This window comes from Stieleria magnilauensis (genome assembly GCA_007753675.1).
GTDB lineage: Bacteria > Planctomycetota > Planctomycetia > Pirellulales > Pirellulaceae > Stieleria > Stieleria magnilauensis.
Genome location: CP036432.1, coordinates 8,184,597 through 8,208,782, shown reverse-complemented (window position 1 = coordinate 8,208,782; position 24,186 = coordinate 8,184,597). Strand labels below are relative to the sequence as shown.

Genomic DNA, 24,186 nt, shown 5'->3' with positions numbered 1-24,186 from the left:
GATCATCACCCGGTCGTGGCAGGCTGGGCAGTCATCTTGGCTGAGACGTCTCAACTGTCACGACCGGGCATTTTTGAGCAAGCATGGATGCTACAGCTACAACCGCAAAGACTCTCGCCGAAGTTGCGAGCGCGTTCAATGTGTCTTCGCGCACCGTCAGCGAATGGAAGGTCAAGGGGTGTCCCGGACTCGAAACGCGCGGACGATACGACCTCGACGCTATCGCGGCATGGCGAGCCCTGCAACCGAAGCGCCCCGACCAGATCGAAGCTTCGGACTTGCAAGAGGAACTGCTCCGACAAGATGTACGCAAGCGAACCGCCGAGGCCGACATCAAGAGCCATCAGCGCGACCGCGTTGTCGGAAATCTCATTGCCGAAGAGCAGGTCAACCTGTTTGCCTCGCTTTGGTTCCGCGAGGCCGCAAGACAGTTTCGAGCGCTGCCTAAAAAGGTATCGGCAGGCTTCGCACCGTCAGAGCAACTAGAACAATTCACGGAAGAGTTGAGCGTGAAAATCGAAACCGCATTGAAGGGGATCCGCACGAAGGCCGCAGTGCTCGCTGGTCAGGCTGTCGAGCAGTCCGACATCGAGCAGACGTTCAACGTCTCGATCGATGACGCGACCGATTACGCGATCGTGCTGAAGATCAATGGCGAAGAGGTGGCGACGTGCTGACCTGCGCTTCCGATCCGATCTTGTCGTTATCGCCAGTGGTACTGACCGCGTTCGACCCGCCCAAGCATATGTCGAGCTGGGAATGGGTTACTCAGTATGCAGTGACGCACAAGGGGGATCCGTTCGACGGTGCAAGCTACCCGTACCTGAAGGGCATCTGTGATGCTTTTGATGACCCCAAGGTCCGCCGCGTATTCTTCCGCGCGTGCTCGCGAGTGGGCAAAACAGAGATCAACCTTGGTTTGCACATTGCAGCGCAGCACCGCGAGCCCGACACCGGGCTGATCGCCACGCCGACCGAGGGCCTACTGCGCAAGACAATAAAGGACCGTCTCTGGCCGATGCTTGACCTGAACAGTCAGACGCGACCGGGCTTGCCACCAAAGCACCTGCGAGCCGCAACGAAGTGTAGGGCTTCGACATTCATCACCCACGGTGCTTGGTCGGGATCACCGGTCACTTTGGGCGATCTCGACCCCAAGTATCTTCACCTCTTGGAGATCTCCAAATACAGCCGCGACGACAGCGACGAAGCCGATCCGGTCGACTTGGTCTTGCAGCGCGGATCTGAAATACCGGATAGAAAGGTGTTCGCGGAATCGACGCCGACCCTTGCGGGCACCTGTGCAATCAGCCGACTGGTCGAGCAAGGGACCAATCGATCGTACTTCGTCCCTTGTCCGCACTGCGGCGACTACAGCCCGCTGTACGCCAACGAGACGCACGAGAAGTCAACAGGCGGTTTATGGTGGGACCGAGACAAGGACGGGTCCAGCACGCCGTCACGGGCCTACAAATCAGCCGTGTACGTGTGCTCCAGCTGCAAAGTCGAGTGGGGTGATGAGCACCGACTCGCCCAGGTACGCAAAGGCGTATGGGTAGCCCCTGGCGAATCGATCGACGTCAACGGCAACGTGACCGGCACGCCGCACAACGACGGACCTGACGAATCATTCAACCTGTCACGTCTGTACGCTCCGACGTTCACGTTCGCCGATTACGCGAGAGAGTGCGTGACGAAAGTCGGGACTGAGCAAGAACAGGATTTCAGGAATTCGTGGCAAGGCGTGCCCTATGCGCCGATCCGCGTCAGTATGTCTTGGGAGCGTCTCGCGGCGAAGCTGTGTGTTGGCACTTGGGAGCGCGGGACCGTGCCCGAGCAATGCTTCGCGCTGACCTGTGCCGTTGATGTCCAGATCGATCACTTCGTCTGCGTGACGTTCGCCTGGGACCTCAACAAGGTCGGGCACCTGATCGACTTCGGCACCGTGTCGACTTGGTCGGACGTTGCCGAGTGGATCTCTCGGTCATACGACCACGAGGGGCACTCACCTATTCGACCGAGTCTGACGCTGATCGATGCGAAAGATGGGAACCGCAAGGACGAGGTGATCGACAACTGTCGAGACATGAACAACGAGCGCGGCCCCTTCGTCTGGCCAAGCATGGGAATGAACGCCAAATCATTCAATGGTGCGTTCTTTGTCCGATCGAACGTCGACGCGAACAACAACGTTGACCGCAAACAGGCCCGCGCGATTAACGGTCTGCAATTAGTCAAGGTTGGAACCGCGATCAGCCAAGATTGGCTCAACAATTCCTTGTTCAATCGCAAGCCCGGTGACCGCAACTCGATCATCTTCCCGATGTGGGCGGCGGAAAGCCGAGCGCTGTTCGAGCAGCTCTTGAACGAATCATGGGATCCCAAGACAGGGCTTTGGGCCCGCATTGATATGACCGTGCCAGTCGACTTCCGCGATGCAGTGCGGTACGCCCGCGTCGGCATTGAGGCGTACGTAGGAGGTGATTGGGCGATGAACGCGCGACCGCGCCGCACGACAACTACAACACGCCCCATTGCACCAAAGCACAAACCGAAACGCGAAGGACTTGCAGCCAAGGCCAATCGCCGACTCGAGGCCTCGCGCGGCCCAGGGGCATCCTTCATCCGAGAACCCCGATACGTGGTCAACAACCAATGATCCTGATGCTTCACCCAAAACGAAAACGAACGCCGTTCAGACGCTCTGTACGCGATGCTGACGGCAACGTGTTGCGAACCATGGAGTTTGCCCCAAACGAAGCTGTGCGAGTCACTGGCGACGATCTTGAGGCTGTTCGTGACGATATCGGTGTCTCTCTCGTCGTGATGAAGATCAAGCCCGGCACCACCGAGATCGCGATCGACTTCGACGCAACTGCCGAGATCTCCGGCCGAGACATCCGCGATGACTTGCGGCAACGAAAAGTGAAGCCGTTTCCACTCGGCGATCACAACAAACCAACGAAACGCCGGCACTTCGTCGGCAAGACCTCTATCCATTTTCAAGGGAGAAACCAATGAGCAAGAAGAAAATCACACGCTGGGCCGGATCGGTTCACGAATTCAAGAGCCCCGTTCGTTTCGCGCTCGCGTGCGAAGGGATCCGAAACGAGAAGGCCCTGAAGGCAGCTGGATGGGAGTCGCTCACCGAATACGTCGACGCAAACGCCTACCTGCTCGAGCAGGGCCGGCGAGAGCTCCCGTACGGTCTTGATCCTGCGGCACCCGATGTCCCAAGCAAACGCCCTGCTGCATGGTCATCGGAGCTTCGCAACCCGTCCGATCACGGCGATGCGAAACACGCAGGCGTCAAGGAGCAAATGAAGAACCTCGAGAAGGAACTGGACCGCCTGCAGCGTCAGCGCGAACAAGCAAGGGGTCGCGAGAGAATCGAGATCGAGGCCAAGATGCGACCTCTTCAAAAGGAACTCGACGGAATGAAATTCCGTACGCGGCATTGGGAACAGCCCCGCGCTACCGTTGGGGGCGAACAATGAGTTTTGCCAACGCCAAGATCATCGGCGATGCCGTGCAGGCCGCAAGGGACCGCGCGGGACTCGCTGCGACGAACGCCTACCGTAAGATGGGTGATACCTTCCACGAGCGACTTAAGGATCGACGGTTCACAGAGAAGCATGCAAAAGAGGCAGGCTATCTGCCCCGTGCTGGCGAGAGTTTCGACCGCGCGTCCAAAGAGTTCAAACAGTCGTACCTTGGTCGGAAGCTGAAGCTGAAGGGCCACACGCGCCCGCTCGAGTTCTCCGGCAAGACTCGCCAGTCGACCGAGACGCATCGCGTTGACGCCGTGTCTGGAATCCTCACCGATGGCGATGGTGGAGAAGTCCAAGTGAAGTATCCGCAAGCGCGCGGCTTGAACCGTAAATCCAAATTCACAGACATCAACATGCGGGATGAGTTCCTGCGAACCACCAAGGCCGAGCGGAAGACCTTGGCTGATGTCTTCGAGAAAGCACTGCAAGATGAACTGAGGAAGGGGAACTGATGAGCGAACAAATTGTCGTGAAATTGAAGGGCGACGAGAAAGACCTAGTCCAAGCGTTCCAAAAATCAGAGAAGGCCCAAGGCCAACTGACCAAATCGATCGGCGCGTTCGGCGAACACGCGAAGAAGGCTGCTGCCGAAGCTGTGGCGGCAGTCAAGAAGACAGACGCGGCGATTGTCGATCTCGATAAGGTCGTCGGGAAAGCCGGTCGCAATCTCGCGGGATTGCCCAAGTCCGTGCGGGATCAGTTCAAGGAGCTGGCCAAAGAGACGGGAGTCTCTCGCGGGGCCTTCGAAAAGATCGATCAAACGATTGATCAATTGCGGCAGACGACGAGCCTCACCGAGGGTCAGCTTGAGCGTATGCGGCAGAAGCTGAAGAAGGCTGCCGAAGCCGCCGAGATGGAGAAGGCCGCAAAGCAAAACAAACGCAACGTCGATTCGATCGTACGAAACATCTCACGCATCAGCCCCGAGATGCAGGCTGTTGTCGATGCCGCGAATTCGGATCTCTCAAAGATTGGTTCCGGCGGTGAACGATCGATCGAAAACATGCTGACCCGATTGCGCAAGATCGGGCCAGAGGGTGAGCGACAGGCAAACGCAATCGAGAAGCGGTTCAAGCAATCGCTTGAAGCGGTCGAGAAAGAATTCAAGGGACCGCTTGACGAGCTGCGAGCACTCGGTCCCGCAGGCCAGAAGGCCGCCGACAAGGTCAAGCGAGAATTCGTCATTTCTGGAACGGTCAGCGAAGCCGCGATGAAGAAGATCGTAGGGCCGCTGGGCAACCTCAGCGCCCAGGCTGCCACCGTTGCCGCGAATGTCCAGAAGGAACTGAGCGGCGCTGCGGATAAGTCAACGAAGTCTTGGTTGTTGTTCGCGACGAGGATGACCGGGGCGCTCGGTGGCGTTGCGGCTGTCACGCAGGGCATCCGAACTGCCATCACCGAGGTCAATAAGGCCCTCGAGCGCCAAGCCGAACTGCGTGCTGCCGCGAAAAACGCAAACACGGACCTCGCGACGATCCAAGCGACCGCGCTCCAGAACCTCACCGGCTTGGCACCCGAGGTGCAAAACGACTTGATCGACGCGGCACCGCGCAAGATTGCGGGTGACACGGGCACGGGACTTCTCGGGGTTAAGGAGTTGGCCGAGGCAGCTGGTATCGTGATGTCGTCAGGTGTCAGCAAGCCCGAAGTAATCAAAGAGGTCATGGCGGCATCCGCTGAGGTGATGCAATTATCGCCCGATTCGATCAGCGAGTTTGCCAAGGCCGTTGCCGGCGCGATGAAAGCCAGCGGGCAGCAGGACGACGCGTCAGCCGTACGAAACACGGCTTCTGCGATCATCGCGGGCATGAAGGGGTCAGGGGTAACTGACCTGGGATCGTTTGCAAAGACCGCGCCGCGTGCTCTGGCGTCAGGTGCTCTCGCGTCAGATGGCGGCAAGATGGCGTCCGCGATCGGGGCGTTCGATGCCCTTGCGATCGCCGGCGCGGCATCGCAGAAAACCGGCGACGATGCAGGCGATCGGTCCAGCACGTTCGCGGCCCAGATGGCCGGCAAGCTCGACGAGTACTTCGCGAGGCCTGAGGTCCTGAAGAGATTCAAGGGGCAGGCCCCAGGCACGCCGCTGGCGCGTCTCCAGGCGATCCACCGAATGAAACTGCAGGACGACTTCCAGGCTGTTTCTGGGGCCTTCGGGGACGCGACGTTCAAGGGCGTAATCGAGGATCTGCTTCGCGGTGGAGAAGTCTTCCAAGACGTCATGAGAACCCGCAAAGACATCTGGTCGCAGATGTCGGGGGCGGAGGCCGGAAGCTACGCGGCTACGCTGATCAAGCAACAAGCCGGCCTGCAGCCGACGCTCCCGATGAACGTCAGTAAGGCTTCAAAATCCGGTGAGTCTGCGGGTGAACTCGCGACCCTGGACGCGACAGGCAAGGCAGTCTCGCAAGCTTCGCTCGACATCGTCAAATCAGCGGTCAAGGCGACCGAGGACACGATGGGAGAGTCGGTTGATCTGCTGGCCAAGGGCTATCGACCTAATCCGCTAATGGAATGGCTGGGGTTTGGTGGTTCGATCGAGCGTGACGGATTCGGCGGAAGCGATTTGCAGAACGTGGTACGCGCTCATGACTTCCTGCAGCGACAACAGCGGCGATATCACACCAAACAGATCGAAGTCAGTGACGGTGCCGAGACTCTCGGGATCCGATCGAAGATCACGGTCGACCGACCGCTCGCCGAGATCCCCGACAGAGAGCTACGTGAGGCTCAAGCCTTCAAGCAGGCCGCTGCGGCTAACGAGAAGCTGCTCGCTGATCTGAGCGTGTTCCCACGTCGAGAGGTCCAGGGAGCATATCGAGATCTCCAGCGGATCCAGCGAGAGCAGACCGAGACGTTCAGGCGAGACGGAAGTCTGTCACCAATCGAGCGAGACATCCTGGCCAAGAACAACGAGCTCCTTGAAAAGATGCTGGACGTACTCAACCGCAGCGCGGACGCTGCCGAGGCGACCGCCGAGGCAACCTATGAGACTGCAGGCAACACGGCGCGAGGTGCCGACCCTGCATCGGCACAGCGCGCCGCGAATGAGGCTCGGTGACCTTGGGTCAATGGACCACACCGCTGACCGATCCAAGATTCTCAAGGACAAGTCAGCTAGAGGCCCTAAGATTCTGGCAGCATCACTCATAGTCACAAAGAGTCAGGAGTTTTTGGATGATTGTTCTGGACGACGAATTGATAGACCGCATCGCCGAGAGAATCGCATCGAAGCTTCGCGGGGAATTCTATGGGGATCGCGGCAATGAACCGTCAGCAGACAAACTGGAACTGATCGACGCAGACACGCTGGCTGACCGGATCAGCCTCAGTCGCTCGACCATCGACCGAATGACGCGAGCAGGCCGGATTCCCTCGGTGAAGGCCGCGAAGCGCAGGCTCTACGACCTCCGAGACGTTGTCGAAGCCTTGAAGAACTGATCCCGTCTCGGATTTTGGTACACTGGTTCCCGCAGCGGCTAGGACCGTACATCCGAAAACCGGCTTCATCACCGGCTCGCCGCTGCTCCTTCAATCCTTTGATGAATCGTGGAGATGAACACGATGCGAGTTTCGAAGACTCAAGACAAGTCGCGGCCGAACACCTGGAAGATTCGGTGGACAGCGAACAGAAAGAGATGGACGGTCACATGGACCGGTGACGCGGAGCGTGTAGAGGAAGCCCGGCGGCATATTGAGCACATCCTGGTTTGCCGTCAGGCCAAGCACCCGCTAGACGGCGTGACGGTCCAGTGGCTCAGCAGCCTGCCAGACAGCGACCACAGCAAGCTAGTCAGCCCGTGCGGAGTACAGGCCCGAGAACAGGCCACAGCGGCACCGACGCTGAATGATCTGTACGTGTCGTTCAAGGCGTTCAAGGGATCAAAGAAACAGTCAACGCTGGCGACGTACCGACGCGCGTGGAACTCTTTGCGTCGTCGCTTCGGTGAAGACCGCAGGGTGGATTCCGTAACGTCGATCGATGCAGAACTGTTCGTCGATTGGATGACCGAGCATGGCAACGACAGGAACAAGGACGTTGACGGGCTGGACCGCAACACCGTCAGACGACGCACCGGGATCTGTTCCCAATTCTTTCGGCACGCGATCAAGCTTGGCTGGATCACAGAGAATCCCTTTGACGGACTGGCGACCACGGTCAGCGCCAACAAAGAGCGGTTCTACTACGTTTCGGATACCGAGTACAAACGCCTGATGGACTTCTCCCCGAACGCCACCATGCGGGCCGTCATCGCGCTGAGCCGTCAGCTTGGGTTTCGAATTCCCAGCGAGATCAAGACACTGAGATGGTGCGACGTGGACCTGTCCACCAGCGATCCCCATTTGCGGATCACTGCCCCCAAGACTGAGCACCACGACACCCGAGGCGTCCGCAAGGCACCGCTACTCGCCAGCGTCAGGCCCTACATGCAAGACTTGTGGGATCTGGCCCAGCCGGGATGCGAGACGCCGATGGACAGCCCCGTGTTCCCCAGGTTCGCCGATGCGTCAGAGACAGCGATTCGATCAGCCGTCCTGAAAATCATGAAGCGGGCCAAGATCCAGCCTTGGCCGAACCTGTTCAGCAATTGCCGCAAGAGTGCGATTCTGGATCTGTTGGCCGCAGGCCATGAGGTAGCGGACGTTGCGGAATGGGTCGGGAACAGCCCCAAGACGATCTGGGATTTCTACGTGTTCGCGAGATCAGAGAACCGACGCAGGGCAGCAGCCATGCCTGCCCCCTCCGATGGAGAGCAGCCGGTCAAGAAACAGGCACCGGCAGAGGCTGATTCCGAGTGTGGACCAATTTGTGGACCAATTCAGGAGGATTCCCATTCAGTCACACCCGGTCAGCCATGCGAGAAACACGGGAAAAACCGGGGTAAAGGAGAAATGGGACGGGACCAGACTGAGGGTCAATGGGCGTTGAGGGACTTGAACCCCCGACCCCCTCGGTGTAAACGAGGAAGGTCCCGCAAACCTCTTATAAGAAAACGTGTCATCCAGGCCCCCATAGAAGGTATCTAATCGGTCGAAAACGGGGCCTACGAAGGGGCCTGTCGTCGGGTATACTTCGCGTAGGTAGACGCCCTCGTTTAGGCCCCTTCCCCCAAGGTCCCACCGATGCCACGCAAAGTAAACCAGAGCAACTATCCCGAACTGACCTACCAAGAGAAGCAAGGGAAACGACCACGGTGGCGGAAGCGACACAAGGGGAAGGAATACTCTTGGCCTCGGAATGACGGTGAGTCGCTGGACGCTTCCTATCGAAGGGCCCTGGCGGCGTGGCAGAAGAAGAAAGCCGAGTTGGATTCCGCCGCCGAAGATGAGGCGAACATCGCGGCACGCGCCGAAGCCTACTGGACGAACCGAGTGGCCGAATTAGAAGCCGTTATCGAATCGGTTGAGAGCGATCCGAAGGCCGTTGGAAAAACGACCGAACATGCCGAGTGGCTGAAGCTAAAACAACTGCGGCAACTATACGAGGAGCGCGCCATCCTCGCTGAACGGCCGTTGCCCCTTGACGCGAACGGGGAGTTGCTTAGCCCGAAATCCGTTCCCGCGCCGTGGGATCTGAAAATTGAAAAACCCGCGAGAGATGCCGCTGGGGAAACGATGAGGACTGCCATTGATACCTTCCTCGGTAGGCAATTGGCCAAGCACAAAAAAGGCGAGCTATCGGCCAAGAGGTACGGCGCGCTGAAAGCAGCCCTGAACCATGCGTGCGAGATTTTGGATGAGTCCTCTCCGATCGAAGCTTTTAACGGCTTGTGGTTGGAGCGATATCGTGATGAGTTGGAGCAATCGATTTTGGCTAAGGACCTAGCCCCGTCGTCGGGACGAGATCGCTTGCAAGCCTTAAAGCAATTCGTCCGTTGGGCCTATGAACGAGGGACCATCGAGCGACCTCGAAACCTTGACTCCAAGGACATGAATATCCGGGCATCGACTCCGAACCCGAAGGTATTTAATGACACTGAATTGACGACGTTGTTCGCTGGCGAGCCGTCGGAGCGGTTGCGTCTGTATCTACTGTTGATGTTGAATATCGGGGCGACCCAGAAAGACCTTGCCGACCTACGGAAAGACCAGTTTGACGCTCGTGCCGGGACGATAACGCGGCAACGTTCGAAGACTTCCGCGAACCATTCTGACTCCGTACCGACGGTGACGTGGACGCTGTGGCCGGAGACGTTGACGTTGTTGAAGAAGCATCGGAACAAAGACAAGAGTGAAGACTTGCTCTTGACCAACGAAAATGGACGACCATTGAAGACCGTTGAAATCGTTGACGGAAACGAGCGCGTAATCGATAACGTGAAGAGTGCGTACCGTCGACTACGCGAGAAGATGAAACGTCGAGGCACTGACGTCGGCAAACCAATGAAACTTCTTCGGGCGACCGGCGCGACGAAGCTAGGATCGCATCCGGATTACGCTCGTTACGCCCAGTACTTCTTGGCGCAATCCGGACGCACCGTAGCTGACCGCCACTACGTTGTCCCCAGCCAAGACCAATTCGACAAAGCCGTGCTCTGGCTCGGCGCCCAATGGCCGGACCTCTCGGGCGTGAAAAAAGGTTAGACGCCCTAGAGCGTTTAATGACCTGGAATTCGCTTTCTGAATCCCGGTAGTCGGTCTATACCTACGTCTTCCTTGATCCTCTTTTCCGGGAGACAAACCATGAGATCGATCGACCGAAGCAATGCGTATCTCGCCAAGCGGTTGAAAGCCGAGAACCCTCCTCTGCTCCGCCGCGTTGAGTGTGGCGAACTGTCGATGAAGGAAGCCGCGATTCGGGCTGGTATAATTCGCCGCTACTTTAGTTGTATCGACGGTGACGTTGAGTCGGCCGCGCGGAAACTCCTGAAACACTACGACCGAGAACAACTCGTTGCCGCGATCTCGCGCGTGTGACGCACCAACGAAAAAACCACCGACCGGTATGGCGAACCGATCGGTGGTTAGCGTCTCGATTCCCGTCGAAAGTTGTCGAGCCGCACCGCTAGAAACTGGCCCGCTGGACCAACGTTGAATCCCCCGTGAAGGATTTAAGATGGATGAACGAACCAACCGTATTATAGCCGATCGGTCGACGGAGTTAAAACCGTTTCGGACGCTGGCGGACTTCGAACCGGACACGCCGATCGTCGGTTACTGTCGCTGCTCGGATGCGACGAAACAGGCAGCCCAACTGAGTGTTCGCCTGGAACATCTTCCCGAAGCGATTGAAGCGAACGGGTACCGCACTCCCGACGCGATGTATGGTGAATTGATCCGAGGGTTCGTGACCGTCGGCAACCTTCGTCGTCGAACCGAATTGAAAAAGGCCATCGAGCACGCGCGAAGGATACGCGGCATTGTCGTCGCCCATAGCGTTGATCGGTTTGTGCGTCCGGGTTCGACCTCCGACCGAAAGCACAACTACCGCGCCCGCCCCAAGCCACCGCACTACCGCGCCCTGATGAAGCTTGCCGACGGAGTACCGTTGGCGACGTTGTGGCATCCCGATTTGACTCCGGGCGAAGTGAAGAGGTTGGAGTCTGAGATCGGAATACGGCGCCAGCCCGGTCGACCGAAGAAGCGCGCCCACCTCCGCGTGAGCAATAGCGAACGATCCCTGATTTGTTTCCTAAGCCGAACCGGGGAAAGCGTCCGGGGAATAAGCCAACGCACGGGCATCCCGCGCCCGACCGTCCAGAGAGTCCTATCGGCGCAGACCATCGCGGATCGGGGCGCGAGGCTAGTAGGATAGGGAATGGCAAAGGCGTCCAACGCCTTTCTGGCCCCCTATTCGGGGCGGCCCGTTTATTTCGATCCGTCGAGAATAGACCGGGAAATTGCCGAGCGCAACGAGATTTGTGTCCGGGGAAAACCGTCCCGTTAAATACTCCCTTGTCCCCTTAGAAATGTTCCCGACTGACTGAACGACAACCTGCCCAAAGTCGTGCGACGCCTACGCGAATCGGAGCGATGAGATGCCGAAACCGTCCCCTGAGTTGAAGAAGAAACGAGCCAACGCGAATCGAAAGAAGAAACGGAAGGAGCGACGGGAAAAGGCGTCTGACGCCCGCCCGGATTTGACCGATGCTTGGCGCGTGCTTGGCTTACCCGCGAAGATGGCCGAGCCGCACCATACGATATTCGTCGACTATTGGCGGAATCTCGAACGATTCGAATTGACGCTGATAAAGCACGGCCCCGCTTCGGTAAAGGATTTAGAAGCATTGTTTGGGCGTACGCAAAAATTTGTTGAACGCGCGATCGCTACGTTGTTTGAACTCGGTGGGCCGGTCGTCTACGCGACTCCGATGCCCGGCGAAAGAGGCAACAAGTACTCTTATGCTTCGGGTGGACGCGCGGTGTTCCCGGACAACCAGTCTCTCTATGAATCGCGCGTACCTGATCGACGGCCGTCGTGACGCGGGATTGCGAAAGTCGATTGGTAAAATGGGGTTGGCGTCGGCGATGTTGCTGACGCCAACCGTAAACCTCCTTTCGATAAGGAATCCTGTTATGTCTATTGGTAGACTGGCCGACTGGCTTGCGCTCGATGAAATGCTGAATGATCGAGGCGCTAGATACGCCACGCCCAAGGCCGAGGAATTTTTGAAGCAAGACTATAGATCTGTTCGTCCATCGTTCAACTGCAGGCGTTTCTGGACACTGATCAATCATGATCTGGCCGGCAAGTCGATGGGGATCGACATTGATCTCGTTGACAACGGAGTCGAGTTGCCGTACTTGCAAATGCAGATCCAATATTCGCCTGATTGGGACGAAGAACTTGGAAAGCCTATTCGCTCCCAGGTGTACCTGGAACTGGTGCTTCCGAACGCCGACGACAACGTCTTCTACAACCGAGCGCTGGCTGATTACGAGGAACGCCGCAAGTTGATTCCTGATGTCTGAGCGTCCCCGACCGACCTAACCGTAAACGCGGTAGCGTCCGTCTAGCGTCGTCGTTCGTCGACCAAAATCTTCCCATGCCCACGTCTCTGACCGCCGAGACGGGCGTTGGGCGGTGCCCGCTCTGATTGAGCGTCTCCGCCAATCCGCTATGATGACAAGAAACCAAGACACCCATATCTGGAATCTGAAACCTTGACCAACAATCCAGATCAAAGCGGAGACGACCGAAACGATACCCTCTTTTACTTCGCTGCCGCTTCCATTCCGATCGGAATCGTAGTGGTCGTCTTTCTTGTTTTCGGCATCTTGTGGGCGGCCAATCAGCCTCTCCAATATGCTGCGCCGTTCGGCGATTCATTCGGTTTTGTGAACGCGTTATTTTCGGGTCTCGCTTTCGCTGGCGTAATCACGGCGATACTAATCCAGGCGCGTGAACTTCGACAAGCATTCGAGGAACAACAGGACGCACGCGAGGCGCATCAGGCCGTCGCGCAGCTTCAGCAACGTTCGTCGATCATTGACGCAATCTCCACCCTAGCAGTTTTGAATGAGCGAGTAGTACGGCCACTTGAAACCATCGATATTAGCGCGTGCCATCCAACCCAGGTGTCGAGAATCGTTCGCGATTTTGAACACCGAAGGCTACTGCAAAAAATCATTGACTCGCTGAAGCATCACGACACGATCAAAGAGTATAATTTGCCCCTGATTTCTGAACCGGATTTAGAGTGCCTAGGCTGCCGCGCTATGATGACTCTGCTAGAACAGATCAACGTCCAGCAACATTTCCTTATGAAGTGCTCTGCAACCGAACTGACCAACTGTTGCTTAGAATTTGCTTTTCGTGCTGCGAGCAAACTTGACCAAGTCAACTTTGAAGACATCTATCTATTGAACTTCGTCTACTTTGATCAAATATCTAAAAAATTGGTCCAATTCCGGGATAAGGATTGGCTCGAAACTAAACAGGACTCGTTTGGACGACCGGATAAAGATCTGAGCTTGCAGAAGATGACGGCACCAGTGTCGTTTAGGGAATTCCTGCTGGATGAGATGCAAGAACTGAAAAGTTTAACTGTGCGTTGCATTCTTTTTGTGGCTTTAGAACATTCTGGATTTAATCCTGGAGGATCCCCAACGGACTAACGCCGTAGGTCTCTCCGAGATCGGGCCTTGGATTCCCGACGCGGACGACCAGAGATTGCTACTCCGCCGCCTTCGCTGTCGACGACGCCATAACCCCGTAGGCCGCAATTAGAGTGACGCCCGCATGGAAGCAACCAACACCCGAAACAAATCCAAGCAGCCGGTTCTGCTGTAAGCCAATATTGTTGACGTATTTTGGTGACGTGACGCCAGTCGTTGAATCGAAGCTCGAAACTGGAACGGACGTATCGTAGAACAACCCAAAATACGCCGACAAGAAAATCCCGAGAGCGATTAAGAATACGCCAAACGAAAAGAATGGACGCACAGGAAAAGCAGGCAGCTTGCCCGCGTTGCGTTTTGATTCTTGAGGTATCGGAGTTGGGGCTGGGGCGACGGGTTGGGGGCTGGCGGGCGCCGCCTTGACCCACTTGTCTTTTGCTGACGTTAAACCACAGGACGGGCAAGCGATATTGCCGTCTGGGGCTTTGGTCAGTTTGCTTCGGTCGACGTCTCTATTGCATACCGGACATTGGAGTAACACTAGCTTGGCTCCGCTTATTGCTGTTTTACGAACTGGCCCATTGAGGGGGTACAGCATACACTAGCTAGTCGCTGGCGTTGGCTATTGATTACCGAAGATCGCACTACGACGGGAGGCCCAGTGGTCGAACGCCGTAGGCATACTTGCCGTCGTCTTCGAAGTCGTAATCGTAGGGCGCCGACCAATTAGCCGTCTCACCGTTTGACTGAATGTCGTCGTCGAAGAGATCGGGCAAGCCGAGCGGTTGAACTGAGTTGACCGAGTACGAACCCGAGCAACTCTCGCACTCGCCCGCGCATGAACAATTGCCGTCGTCGACCCGAGAATAAAAACGCTGGAGCGCGGCGAGTCCGCGTTGATGGACGGTTGGTTGGAAGGACATTTGGGGTTCCTCGTGAAGGTCGTTGAGGTTGAGGCCGCACCCGTCGTCGAGAGAGCACGCACCGGGTTGGTCGGGAAGGATGGCGAGGTGGTCGGCTTCGAAGTCGATAAGGTTGCCTTGGGAGTCGGTGGCTGTGCCGAGTCCGGTCGAGACGTTGATACGTTTCCCGTCCTGGACGGATTGGAGGACTTTGGGGGGAGTCTTGGCGATGTCGAGATGGACGCGAGCGCGTAGCCGTCCGCTGACGTAGCGAGGCTTGGAGAGGAAGCCGATGACGTACTCGGGGGCGTCGTTGACGTGGATGTTCTTGCCGTTCCGCTGGGGATGGTAGAGCGTGACGGGGATACCGTCCCATTCGCTCGCGCGCTTGCGGAGGATTCGAGCGGGATAGTTGATTGGGCCGAGTGATCCGTGATGGATGCCGGGTACGAGGATGACGGCATCGACGACGACGTGACGCGATTCGGTCGAAACGAGGTTGGTCGTGATCTGGAACGAGTCGGTGCGGGTGAAGGTGAGCGACATGGCACGAAGCGTCGAATGGATGGAGGGGAAAGCGTAAGTATACTAACTCTATACCTAGGGGTATAGTATTGGCCGGGTAGTCGCCCTACCGGTCGGCTACGGGTTGCGCCTTCGGGAAGGACTAGAGCCGTCCGGTGGAACGCCAAGGGAATCGCGGAATAGTTACGCTTTTAGCTTTACCCCCCAATATGGCTACGATATAGTTACGGTAATAGTAACTAAGCGTAACTAAACCGTTTTGTGGAGGGGATTTACGATGGCCGATCGACCGACGAACAAGGGCAAGAAGCTTCCGCCCGAACCACTGACGAAGGACGAAACGAAACGGTTGCTGGATGCCTGCTCTAGACGGTCGGCTAGTGGGCGTCGAGATCGTGCCCTATGCGTCGTTCTCTGGCGGGCGCAACTCCGCCTGTCCGAGGCCCTAAGGCTTAAACCGAGCGATTACGATGCCGAGAAGGGCTTTCTACGTGTGCTCGTCGGAAAGGGGCAGAAGTATCGCGTGGCGGTGATCGATCGGACGGCTGCGGCTGAGCTTGACAGGTGGCTCGACTATCGGAAAACCCTGGGGATTTCCGGGCGTAAACCGATCTTCTGCGGGATATCGAAGAACGCACTGGGCAAAGAACTCGCGACCGCCCAGATCCGAGCCAAGATGAAACGGCTGGCGAAGAAAGCGGGTATTGAGAAGCGTGTCCACGCACACGGTCTCCGCCATACGGGCGCCTCTGAGCTAGTCGACGAAGGAGTGCCGCTAACGGACATCCAGGCCCAATTAGGCCACTCCTCGCCAGTAATTACGAACCGTTACCTGCATCGAATTAACCCCGAAGCGCGTGCCGAACGGATGCGGAATCGTGAGTGGTAGACCCACAAAATAGTTCCCCCTCGTCTTTTCGTGAGCCTACGGCCCGAATAAGGGGCTATTTACCTGCTCGGTTCTAGGGTATCCTAAAACTATACCTTTACGTATAGATTTGCTCTAGAGAGATACCCCCGCGCGAGTAGCGATGACCGGACGACGCCTAAAGAACTGCCCGCCTCCGAAGCCGAAGGGCCTGCCCGAAACGCTGACCGAGGCCGAGAGCATTGAGCCGGGATTCCTGGGGACGATGGACGCGCGGACGCGGTTGGTTCGGGCGCTGAAGGCGAACTACGAAGCGATTGTTTCCGACATGGGCGGTCCCGAAGAGGTTTCGTATGTCCGCAACTCGCTGGCCGAGCGGTTTACGTTTCTAGAATGCCTCCTCGAATCGATTGAGCAAGATCTCGCCTCCGGGAAGATCGACCGCACGAAGGGCCTCGCGCGTTGGACCCAAGCCGTTAACTCCCTGATCGGTCTGTCCCGAGTTATTGGCCTGAATCGAAGGTCGTCGAACGCGCCTTGGCTCGATGCCCTTGGCGACGACGAAAGGGGCGACGGATGATTGACGTGACGTTGTATCGCCGGTTCTCGCAAGACCCTGCCGCATATCGCGAGTCGCTGGTTGTTGACGTAGACGGTCGACCGAAACGGTTTGGCGAAGTAATGGACGATTGGCAGCGTCGTGACTTCGAAGCCTTGGACCCTTCGGTCCTCCGTTGCCTGAACCGTTGGAAGGGTGACGCCCCTCCGATGCGCGCCTATTTCGAAAGGGCGCGGGGCGCCTCTAAGACGACGGACATTGCCGTGATGGCGTGTTACCTTCTCGCGTTCGCCCCGCGCGTCCTCCGCACCTACGCATTCGCTTGCGACCGCGACCAGGCCGGATTACTTCGTGACGCGTGCGAGCGGTTGATACGATTGAACCCGTGGCTCGGGAAGATCCTTGAAGTTAAGAAGGGCGTTGGCGTCGTGAACGTCGCCGTCGACCATCCCGGCTTCGGCTCGACTCTTTCGATCGAAACGAGTGACGTGGGTTCGTCGTATGGCTTGCTGGCCGATGCGATCTTCTTCGACGAGATAACCCACTGGACCGAATCCGCCGAAGCGCTTTGGGCTTCGATCCTGTCGACGGTAGCGAAGCGTGCGTCGTGCGTGCTCGTTGGAATTAGTAACGCCGGTTTTGTCGACACGTGGCAGCACCGACTCTACGAAGCGATAAGCGCGGACCCGGCTTGGATCTTCTCCCGCAAGGACGGACCCGCAAGTTGGATTGCCGATTCGGCTTTGGAAGAACAACGTCGGTTGTTACCCAATAGCGCGTACCGTCGGCTGTGGTGGAACGAATGGTCGGCTGGCGAAGTTGAACCGGCCCTCTGTCCGACGGACGTTGCCGCCGCGTTCTCGCGGAGACTTGTACCGCTGTTCGGTAGCGAACCGTGCTGGGGATACGTAGCGGGCCTGGACTTGGGCGTCTCGCGCGACCACTCCGGATTGGTTGTCTTGGCCGTTCGTCGAAACGAGTACCGCGACGACACCGACCAGATCCGGTTGGCCTACGCGAGACGCTGGCGACCTCCGAAGGGGATGAAGGTTGACTTGATGGAAGTCGAGGAAGACTTGCGCGAGTGCGTTGATCGGTTCGGTTGCTCCGTCGCCGTCGACCCGTGGCAGGCGGAGCTACTAGGCCAACGCCTTAGCTTTGATGGGGTAAACGTCGAATCGATTGCCCCGACGGCGAAGGCGTTGCGAGAGATGGCGACGAAGCTGCGCGAGATCTTTACCGACCGCCGCATAAAACTATCCGACGTGGACGGACTTCGGAGCGATATCGAAAGGTTGACGCTTGTCGAGACGGCTTACGGTTTCCGCCTCCGTTCTCCCCGAGACAAACGCGGGCACGGTGACTTGGCGTCTGCCCTTTGCCTCGCGCTCGTCGCCTCCGATGAGATAACCGCTGCTGATCCCGCTTTCCGAGTCGTGACCCTTTGATCCCTTAAAGGAAAACCCATGCCCCAGATTATTAAGACCTATACGCGCTGCGAATTCGACGACGAACACGGCGAGAGCGTCCCCGCGATGGATGGGACGTATGACGATCTTTATCGAGACGGTGCCCGGTGGAACCGTCGCTATAACGCCTACGTTGAACCTCCGACCGATCCGGACGAACGGCGTGAGGCTGAACTGGATTTCTTAACCAAGAAACTGCGACAAGCCAAGCAACGGTATACGGCGCTCCGGAATGACGTGATCGAAAACTTAGGCCACGTCGAAAAGGGATTGGCCGTCGCGCCTCCGGACGACCGAGACTTTGACGCGCTGAAACGGATGGCCGGTGCGATCGGAGAGATTGAAAGTGAGCTGGCGAAATTGAAGCCGGTTCGGAACGACGACCTAGGTAGTGCGATTGCGAGGGCGAAGGAGGGCGAACGCCGAAAGCGATCCGCTGAGGCCCGCGTGAGGCTTTCCGATCTTCCCCGGTTTGAGGATTGATAGCCCATGCCCCGATCGATCCTAAGGCGCCCCCGAGACTTCGCGGCGATTGCCCCGCCCCGCTTTCCCGCGTTCGTCTCGGGGCGTCCTAGGAGGCGTAGTGCCTCTGAGATGCCGTCCCCTGAGGAGATCGCTGAACGGGCTGCTAAGATCCGCGCGGGTTGGAGCGAATCGACGCGGGCTAGCCGATCGAATCGAGCCTACGCAGAAAATGGATGGACCCTTCCCGACATCGATACTCGTGAATTTCTAATATCCGAGTGATGGAAACCCGGAATGAAACCGTCGGAAAAGGGGCCCGCGATAGGGGCCTGTCTTGAAGGGGCCCAAGGGGCCTTTTTGCGGTCGCCCTAAGCCCTTTCTCTGAAAGGACTTAGGAATGGGCGTTGAGGGACTCGAACCCCCGACCCCCTCGGTGTAAACGAGGTGCTCTAGCCAACTGAGCTAAACGCCCTTGCAGGGATGCGAGTCTGGCCGCGGGTCAGCAGGGGACGCGGCGGCGGCACGTTGGAGTCGCATCGGCCTTGGGCGCTTCAGACGCCCGGGGTTTGGTGGATAGGATCGACCAGGAGCTGCCGGGCGGTGACAGAATTCCGCCAAAACGGGCAACGTTTTCCTCGGTCGCAGTTAGCGGCCGAGCATTCGGGCTCGCTTGTTGCGTCGCTCCGCCTGGATCTTCTGGCGGCGACGAATCTCGCTGGGTTTTTGGTAATGCTCGCGGCGACGCATTTCTTTTTTGATTCCGCTGCGTTCGACCAATTTCCGGAATCTTCGGACTGCCTCTTGGATTGTTTCGCTGTCACGGACCATCAACTTAACCATTGTTTCTCCATCTGCATCGTTAGAACCTCTGATTTTGACTTGGAATCGCTACCAAACCCAGATCGGCCCCCCAGAGTGTGCCGTCAGCCACACTTGGGTGGATTTCGCGCAGGGGCCAATTGAGAGACGCGGGAGTGTAACGATCGGCATACCACTCCCGCAACGGCCATCCTTTTCGGATTGATCAGATTTCCCACGGTTTCTGGCATTTTTCCCCCGCCAACCCCCATGTTCCACCGTCGGGCGCGACAGGAACGCACAAATCATCACCGCCATTCCCCGCCACCCCGGCAAACGGCCAGGAATCCGGCAGAGCCGCAGTAACCGGCAATCTTTGCCCAGTTGAGCTGACTGGTTTGTTTGGAGCAGCACGAACGATCCCTCCCCGTTTCGTCCGATGGCAACGGTGCGACCGCTTCGTTCGCTCGCGTCGCTCGATTCCCCTGTCCCCGCATCGAAAGTATTCGCCGATGGCTGTCCCCCCGCATCACTTCGACGACGAACCCGCTGAGTCGCAACCGGGGGGATTGCTGGGGGAACTTGAACGACGCCAGGACGACGTGCTCGACAAGCTGGACGAACTGGACGCCAAGCTCTCCGAAGTCCTCAAGGGGCTTGAGCCCGGTGGCGAGAACGGCACTGCGGACGGCACCAAGGAAGGCAGCGGGATCGCCTTGGGCCGGCCGACAGGCGACGTCGGTCTGCAGCTGAGCGACCTGGTCGACGCCTTGGAGGAGGATGCCGCGGTAGACGAAACGGCACCCGGCGAGGCAGACGATTTCGAATCGGCCGACGATTGGGCGTAGCGTCGCGCGGGCGCCTGTTGTGTGGGTAGCGGAACGGGTCGGCGGGTGGCTGAATCAGCCGTTTGGCGCGTGCCTGCGTGCCCCAGCACGAGGAGTGGCCCGGGCGCTAACGCGAGCCGGGTGATGTCATGTGTGCCTTGGGTGATCCGATTCGATCAACAAGGCGTGAGCGACCTGCGCGACGGGAGGCCGAGTTAGTTCGACTGGTAGGCATCCCGGAGGATTTGCATCGTGTGTCGGGGCCGGATCGGCGACCCGCGGCGGCGCAGGTGGTTGGCGATCTGTGTCAAGCAACCGATGTTGCCCATCGCCACCACGTCCGCTTCGGTCGCGACCACGTTGTCCGCTTTTTGACGACCGAGCGAATCGGCGATTTCGGGCTGGTCGATGTTGTAGGTTCCGGCCGAACCGCAACACAGATGCCCGTCGGCGATCTCCACCAACGTCACCCCAGGCACTCGCTCCAATAAACGCCTCGGCTGCGACCGAACCCCTTGGGCATTGGCCAAGTGACAGGCGTCGTGATAAGCGACCGTCTGTGGTGCCGCAGACGCTGGAAACGGTGCAAGCTCACCGAGCCCGGTCAGGTACACCGAGACGTCACAAACCCGTTTGGTAAACTCCACCGCACGGGCTTCATCTGGCGTGCCCTTGAGAATCAAACCGTATTCGTGCAGCCCGCTGCCGCAACCGGCCGCGTTGGTCACGATCGCATCGATGTCGCTGGGAAACGCGTCCAGATTCTGCTTCGCGAATTTTTGTGCTTGCTGCAGATTCCCGACGTGCCATGACAATGCTCCGCAGCACCCTTGCGCCTTCGGGACGACCACTTCGATCCCATTTCGGTTGAGCACTTCGATCGTCGCCGCGTTGATGTCGGGATCCAACACCGTTTGGGCGCATCCGGCCAACAATGCGACGCGTCCGCGCTGCTCGCCGTTCGCCGGGTAGACTTCACGCAGCGGCGCCGCCTGGGGCAGCGATTCGGGCAGCAGATCCAGCATCACACGAATCGGGCTGGGCATCCATCGCGCAAGTGGTTTCACCAATCGCCCGGAGAGGGCTGCTAGGCGGAACCGTTTCGGATAGGGAAGCGTCCACTGGGCAAGCGTGCGTTTAAAACGATCAGCCAGCGAGCGCCGACGTTTGGATTCCTGGATCGCTCGAAACGGGCTGATCAAATCCCCGTAAGGCACTTCCGACGGGCAGGCCGGGACGCATGCCAGGCAACCCAAGCAAGCGTCGATGTGCGGAGCCGCGGTCTCGATCGGCAACGTGCCTTCGAGCACCTCCTTCATCAAAATGATTCGGCCACGGGGGGAATCCGTTTCGCGCCCCAGCTCTTGGTAGGTCGGGCAGGCCGACAGACAAAAACCACAGTGCACACAGGTGCTCACCGCGTCGGCCATCGTCTGGCCCATCGGACCGTGCTGGGACGTTTTGATCTCGTGTCGCATCATTCACCTCCCAGGTTGGGGAAACGCCCTGGCGGGTCCATCGCGTCTTTGATTTTCTGGTCAATCGGGGCGGAGCGTCGGGTGCCCAACATCCAGCGACCGGTTGACTGTTGATCGCCGCGGATGACCAATCCGGTCATCGATGCGTCCGCCAGGAACGCATCGACGTCAGCGAGCGTGTCGTCGGCGACGGCTAGCCAGCCGATGCTGCCGGCAACGCTGGCGTGCAAGGAGACTTTGTCGCGGCGGTCGTCGCACCATGTTGCCAGTCGTTGCATCTGTTGCAACACCATCGGAATCTTGACGATGGAGCGTCGATTGGATCCGCCGAAGCGAAGCTGCATCAACGGTGCCCACGACTGGACGGCTTGTTCATCGGTCATCGGTGCGACGGTGTGCGTTTGAAGGGAGCGGCTGATGTCGGTCGCGATCGCATCACAGACGGCTTTGGCCGCACCGATGCGGATCCAGATCGAACGGGACTCGGATCGGTAGTCGATCGCGTCGAGTTCCCATCGGCCTCGCGCCAGCGCTGCGATCAGCCGCGCCGCTTCTTCGTGGTCGGCCGATTGCAGTTGGTAGGTGTGGAATTCAACAGGCCGCGGGAAGACTTTGAAGGTCAATGCGGTGATCGCGCCCAGGCGGCCGCAGCTGCCGACCAACAGTTTCGGGATGTCGAATCCGGCCGCGTTCTTGACGACTTTGCCACCGGACTGGATCAGGTTTCCATCGCCGGCGACGAATTGGGCGGCCAAGACAAAATCACGGACGCCGCCGTAGCGATGTCGACCGGGACCGCTGAGCCCGGCTGCCAGCGTGCCGGCGATCGTCGCGCCTGCCCCAGTCGTCGCATTGTCATCAGCCGTCGCGTCTGTCTCAGTCAAGAACGGATCGAACGGCAGGTACTGGTTTTTCGACGCCAGGGCCGCCTTGATTTCGGCCAGCGTCGTTCCCGCCAACGCGGTGAACGTGAACTCCGAGGGTTCGTATTCGATGATCCCCGAAAGCGATCGCGTGGTGACCCGTTGAGTCGGCGCAGCGACCGACGAAAGCGCCGGCTTGGTGCGATTGCCGACGACCAGAATCGATTCGCTGTGGCGGACCAACTCTTGCAAGGCTGCGATCGTTTCGACGTCGACGAGTTCACTCACGGCTGATCACCCCGGCCTTTTCCAGGGGGTGCAATCCGTGAGACGACAGCGCGGGTGCTTCGGCGCCGGGGAACATTTTCCCGGGGTTGGCGATCGTCTGGGGATCAAACGCGGCTCTCAAGCGGTGCATCAATTCCATCGTGGGTTCGTCGTACATTTTGGGAAGAAACTCGCGCTTCTCCATCCCGACACCGTGTTCGCCGGTGATCGACCCGCCCATCTGGACACACAGGTCGAGGATTTTTCCGGCCAGTGCTTCGGCGCGTTCCAGTTCGCCGTCGACCGAATCATCGAACAAAATCAGCGGATGCAAGTTACCGTCACCGGCGTGAAAGACATTGGCCACCCGCAGCCCCGAGTCTTTGGAAAAGCCTTCGATCGCTTCCAAAGCGTCGCCCAAGCGTTTTCGCGGAACGACGCCGTCTTGAACCAGAAAGTCGGGGCTCAGCTTTCCGACCGCGGAGAACGCACTCTTGCGCCCGGCCCAAATCCCGGCGCGCTGCTGGTCGTCGGCGGCGACCACCGTTTCGAACGCGTCGGTCGCGGCGATGATCGATTCGAGTTGCTGCTTTTCGGCTTCGATCTTTTCGCGCGGTCCTTCCAATTCGACGATCAACACGGCGGCGGCACCCTTGGGGTAACCACACTGGGTGGCGGCCTCGGCCGCTTCGATCGCGAGTGCTTCCATGATTTCCATCGCGCCGGGCAACAGGCCCGAATCGATGACTGCGGAGACCGCGTCGCCGGCCGCACGCAGGGATCGGTATCCGACCAGCACCGTATGAAAACACTCCGGTTGAGGCAGCAGGCGCAGCGTGATTTCCAGCGCGACCCCGAACAGTCCCTCGCTGCCGCAGAACAGCCCTGTGAAATCCGGTCCGACCGATTCCAGAGACTCGCCGCCGAACGTGACGATTTCTCCGCTGGCCGTGACCGCACGAATCCCGATCACGTGGTTGGACGTCATGCCATATTTCAGGCAGTGCGCACCGCCGGAATTGAACGCGATGTTGCCACCGATGGTGCAAATTTTTTGGCTGGACGGATCCGGTGCGTAGTACAAGCCGTGTCGCGCGGCGGCCGCCGAGACGTGCAGATTGATGACACCGGGCTGGACGACCGCGATCCGATTGTCGGGATCGACCTTGATGATCTGCCGCAACCGATTGAGCGAAATCACGATGCCGCCGGCGACGGGCATCGAGCCGCCGGAAAGACTGGTGCCGCTGCCACGGGCGACGAAGGGCACCGCATGCTGGTCGCACCAACGCACCGTCTGGACGACTTCCGTTTCGTTCTGCGGGATCACCACTGCCAGCGGGCGACAGCGAAACGCCGTCAGCCCGTCGGATTCAAACGCGGCTTGCGACGCAGCGTCGTCGCTGAGCCGACCGGGCGGCAGCAGGTCGCTTAGCGTTTGCAGATCGACCGATGGCATGGCAAGCAAACCGTTGGGAGGGAGGGTGGGGAATCGTTTGTGTTGACGGCGGATCGTTCAGCAGCCAAGGGGCGCGGGGCCCGATGCCACGTAGTT

At 58.7% G+C, this 24,186-nt stretch carries 24 protein-coding genes, 2 tRNA genes and 1 pseudogene; 19 read left to right on the top strand and 8 right to left on the bottom strand.

What is annotated here, in order from left to right; translation table 11 throughout:
• The first annotated feature begins 83 nt into the window (after positions 1 to 83).
• The 8 genes and pseudogenes from TBK1r_RS29600 to TBK1r_RS39505 form a co-directional block, all read left to right on the top strand.
• A complete protein-coding gene (locus tag TBK1r_RS29600; protein WP_145218724.1) occupies positions 84 to 677 on the top strand; it encodes a hypothetical protein in 594 nt (197 codons plus the stop codon).
• Positions 678 to 697: 20 nt separating this feature from the next.
• Positions 698 to 2,659 (top strand): terminase gpA endonuclease subunit, encoded by a 1,962-nt coding sequence (locus TBK1r_RS29595; RefSeq protein WP_145218721.1) that lies wholly within the window; start codon positions 698 to 700, stop codon positions 2,657 to 2,659.
• 5 nt (positions 2,660 to 2,664) lie between these two features.
• Positions 2,665 to 3,021: a hypothetical protein gene (locus tag TBK1r_RS29590; RefSeq protein WP_145218719.1), complete on the top strand. Its 357-nt coding sequence runs from the start codon at positions 2,665 to 2,667 to the stop codon at positions 3,019 to 3,021.
• Entirely contained in the window at positions 3,018 to 3,497 is a 480-nt protein-coding gene (locus TBK1r_RS29585) for a hypothetical protein (protein WP_145218717.1), read from the top strand. Before TBK1r_RS29590 ends, TBK1r_RS29585 begins: the two co-directional genes overlap by 4 nt.
• Complete coding sequence (locus tag TBK1r_RS29580; RefSeq protein ID WP_145218715.1) at positions 3,494 to 4,003, top strand: hypothetical protein; 510 nt, start codon at positions 3,494 to 3,496, stop codon at positions 4,001 to 4,003. The genes TBK1r_RS29585 and TBK1r_RS29580 overlap by 4 nt, the downstream gene beginning before the upstream one ends.
• The gene (locus TBK1r_RS29575; RefSeq protein WP_145218713.1) at positions 4,003 to 6,609 is read left to right on the top strand and encodes a hypothetical protein; all 2,607 of its coding nucleotides are present in this window, start codon (positions 4,003 to 4,005) and stop codon (positions 6,607 to 6,609) included. The genes TBK1r_RS29580 and TBK1r_RS29575 overlap by 1 nt, the downstream gene beginning before the upstream one ends.
• A gap of 116 nt (positions 6,610 to 6,725) precedes the next feature.
• The gene (locus TBK1r_RS29570) at positions 6,726 to 6,989 is read left to right on the top strand and encodes a MerR family transcriptional regulator (protein ID WP_145218711.1); all 264 of its coding nucleotides are present in this window, start codon (positions 6,726 to 6,728) and stop codon (positions 6,987 to 6,989) included.
• 300 nt (positions 6,990 to 7,289) lie between these two features.
• Positions 7,290 to 7,631: pseudogene (locus TBK1r_RS39505) on the top strand (hypothetical protein); the annotation flags it as partial.
• 837 nt (positions 7,632 to 8,468) lie between these two features.
• Here the strand turns inward: TBK1r_RS39505 and TBK1r_RS39195 are convergent.
• Positions 8,469 to 8,532 (bottom strand) — tRNA-Leu (locus TBK1r_RS39195).
• A gap of 140 nt (positions 8,533 to 8,672) precedes the next feature.
• On the opposite strand from TBK1r_RS39195, the gene TBK1r_RS29560 reads away from it, so the two are divergent.
• From TBK1r_RS29560 to TBK1r_RS29535, 6 genes are all read left to right on the top strand, one after another.
• Positions 8,673 to 10,133: a hypothetical protein gene (locus TBK1r_RS29560; protein WP_145218707.1), complete on the top strand. Its 1,461-nt coding sequence runs from the start codon at positions 8,673 to 8,675 to the stop codon at positions 10,131 to 10,133.
• A gap of 99 nt (positions 10,134 to 10,232) precedes the next feature.
• Complete coding sequence (locus TBK1r_RS29555) at positions 10,233 to 10,466, top strand: hypothetical protein (RefSeq protein WP_145218705.1); 234 nt, start codon at positions 10,233 to 10,235, stop codon at positions 10,464 to 10,466.
• A 139-nt stretch (positions 10,467 to 10,605) separates the two neighbouring features.
• Complete coding sequence (locus tag TBK1r_RS29550; protein ID WP_145218703.1) at positions 10,606 to 11,304, top strand: recombinase family protein; 699 nt, start codon at positions 10,606 to 10,608, stop codon at positions 11,302 to 11,304.
• Positions 11,305 to 11,527: 223 nt separating this feature from the next.
• Positions 11,528 to 11,971, top strand: a complete 444-nt coding sequence (locus tag TBK1r_RS29545; RefSeq protein ID WP_145218701.1) for a hypothetical protein — start codon at positions 11,528 to 11,530, stop codon at positions 11,969 to 11,971.
• Positions 11,937 to 12,461: a hypothetical protein gene (locus tag TBK1r_RS29540; protein WP_145218699.1), complete on the top strand. Its 525-nt coding sequence runs from the start codon at positions 11,937 to 11,939 to the stop codon at positions 12,459 to 12,461. Before TBK1r_RS29545 ends, TBK1r_RS29540 begins: the two co-directional genes overlap by 35 nt.
• A gap of 192 nt (positions 12,462 to 12,653) precedes the next feature.
• Entirely contained in the window at positions 12,654 to 13,607 is a 954-nt protein-coding gene (locus TBK1r_RS29535) for a hypothetical protein (protein ID WP_145218697.1), read from the top strand.
• 58 nt (positions 13,608 to 13,665) lie between these two features.
• On the opposite strand, the gene TBK1r_RS39190 is transcribed toward TBK1r_RS29535, so the two are convergent.
• A complete protein-coding gene (locus TBK1r_RS39190) occupies positions 13,666 to 14,208 on the bottom strand; it encodes a hypothetical protein (RefSeq protein WP_419580510.1) in 543 nt (180 codons plus the stop codon).
• Positions 14,209 to 14,254: 46 nt separating this feature from the next.
• Positions 14,255 to 15,058, bottom strand: coding sequence for a hypothetical protein (locus tag TBK1r_RS29530; protein WP_145218695.1), 804 nt, complete (start codon positions 15,056 to 15,058; stop codon positions 14,255 to 14,257).
• Positions 15,059 to 15,314: 256 nt separating this feature from the next.
• Between TBK1r_RS29530 and TBK1r_RS29525 the strand changes: the two genes are divergently transcribed.
• The 4 genes from TBK1r_RS29525 to TBK1r_RS29510 all read left to right on the top strand — a co-directional run bounded on the left by TBK1r_RS29525 (position 15,315) and on the right by TBK1r_RS29510 (position 18,416).
• Positions 15,315 to 15,926, top strand: coding sequence for a tyrosine-type recombinase/integrase (locus TBK1r_RS29525; protein WP_145218693.1), 612 nt, complete (start codon positions 15,315 to 15,317; stop codon positions 15,924 to 15,926).
• A 142-nt stretch (positions 15,927 to 16,068) separates the two neighbouring features.
• The gene (locus TBK1r_RS29520) at positions 16,069 to 16,485 is read left to right on the top strand and encodes a hypothetical protein (protein WP_145218691.1); all 417 of its coding nucleotides are present in this window, start codon (positions 16,069 to 16,071) and stop codon (positions 16,483 to 16,485) included.
• Positions 16,482 to 17,912, top strand: a complete 1,431-nt coding sequence (locus tag TBK1r_RS29515; RefSeq protein WP_145218689.1) for a hypothetical protein — start codon at positions 16,482 to 16,484, stop codon at positions 17,910 to 17,912. Before TBK1r_RS29520 ends, TBK1r_RS29515 begins: the two co-directional genes overlap by 4 nt.
• 18 nt (positions 17,913 to 17,930) lie before the next feature.
• The gene (locus TBK1r_RS29510) at positions 17,931 to 18,416 is read left to right on the top strand and encodes a hypothetical protein (protein WP_145218686.1); all 486 of its coding nucleotides are present in this window, start codon (positions 17,931 to 17,933) and stop codon (positions 18,414 to 18,416) included.
• 380 nt (positions 18,417 to 18,796) lie between these two features.
• Here TBK1r_RS29510 and TBK1r_RS29505 read toward each other — a convergent pair.
• Positions 18,797 to 18,870 (bottom strand) — tRNA-Val (locus tag TBK1r_RS29505).
• A gap of 173 nt (positions 18,871 to 19,043) precedes the next feature.
• Positions 19,044 to 19,238 carry a 30S ribosomal protein S21 gene (gene rpsU, locus TBK1r_RS29500; protein WP_094417928.1) on the bottom strand — a complete coding sequence of 65 codons (195 nt, stop codon included), beginning with the start codon at positions 19,236 to 19,238 and terminating at the stop codon, positions 19,044 to 19,046.
• A 470-nt stretch (positions 19,239 to 19,708) separates the two neighbouring features.
• Here rpsU and TBK1r_RS29495 point away from each other — a divergent pair, with 470 nt between their 5' ends.
• Positions 19,709 to 20,044 carry a hypothetical protein gene (locus TBK1r_RS29495; RefSeq protein WP_145218684.1) on the top strand — a complete coding sequence of 112 codons (336 nt, stop codon included), beginning with the start codon at positions 19,709 to 19,711 and terminating at the stop codon, positions 20,042 to 20,044.
• A gap of 194 nt (positions 20,045 to 20,238) precedes the next feature.
• On the opposite strand, the gene TBK1r_RS29490 is transcribed toward TBK1r_RS29495, so the two are convergent.
• Genes TBK1r_RS29490 through TBK1r_RS29480 form a run of 3 tightly spaced genes read right to left on the bottom strand, consistent with a single transcriptional unit; the run spans position 20,239 to position 24,090 of the window.
• Positions 20,239 to 21,504, bottom strand: a complete 1,266-nt coding sequence (locus TBK1r_RS29490; RefSeq protein ID WP_473772467.1) for a (Fe-S)-binding protein — start codon at positions 21,502 to 21,504, stop codon at positions 20,239 to 20,241.
• A complete protein-coding gene (locus TBK1r_RS29485) occupies positions 21,501 to 22,652 on the bottom strand; it encodes an FAD-binding protein (RefSeq protein ID WP_145218683.1) in 1,152 nt (383 codons plus the stop codon). Before TBK1r_RS29485 ends, TBK1r_RS29490 begins: the two co-directional genes overlap by 4 nt.
• Positions 22,645 to 24,090 carry an FAD-binding oxidoreductase gene (locus tag TBK1r_RS29480; RefSeq protein ID WP_145218681.1) on the bottom strand — a complete coding sequence of 482 codons (1,446 nt, stop codon included), beginning with the start codon at positions 24,088 to 24,090 and terminating at the stop codon, positions 22,645 to 22,647. Before TBK1r_RS29480 ends, TBK1r_RS29485 begins: the two co-directional genes overlap by 8 nt.
• Between the last annotated feature and the right edge of the window lie 96 nt (positions 24,091 to 24,186).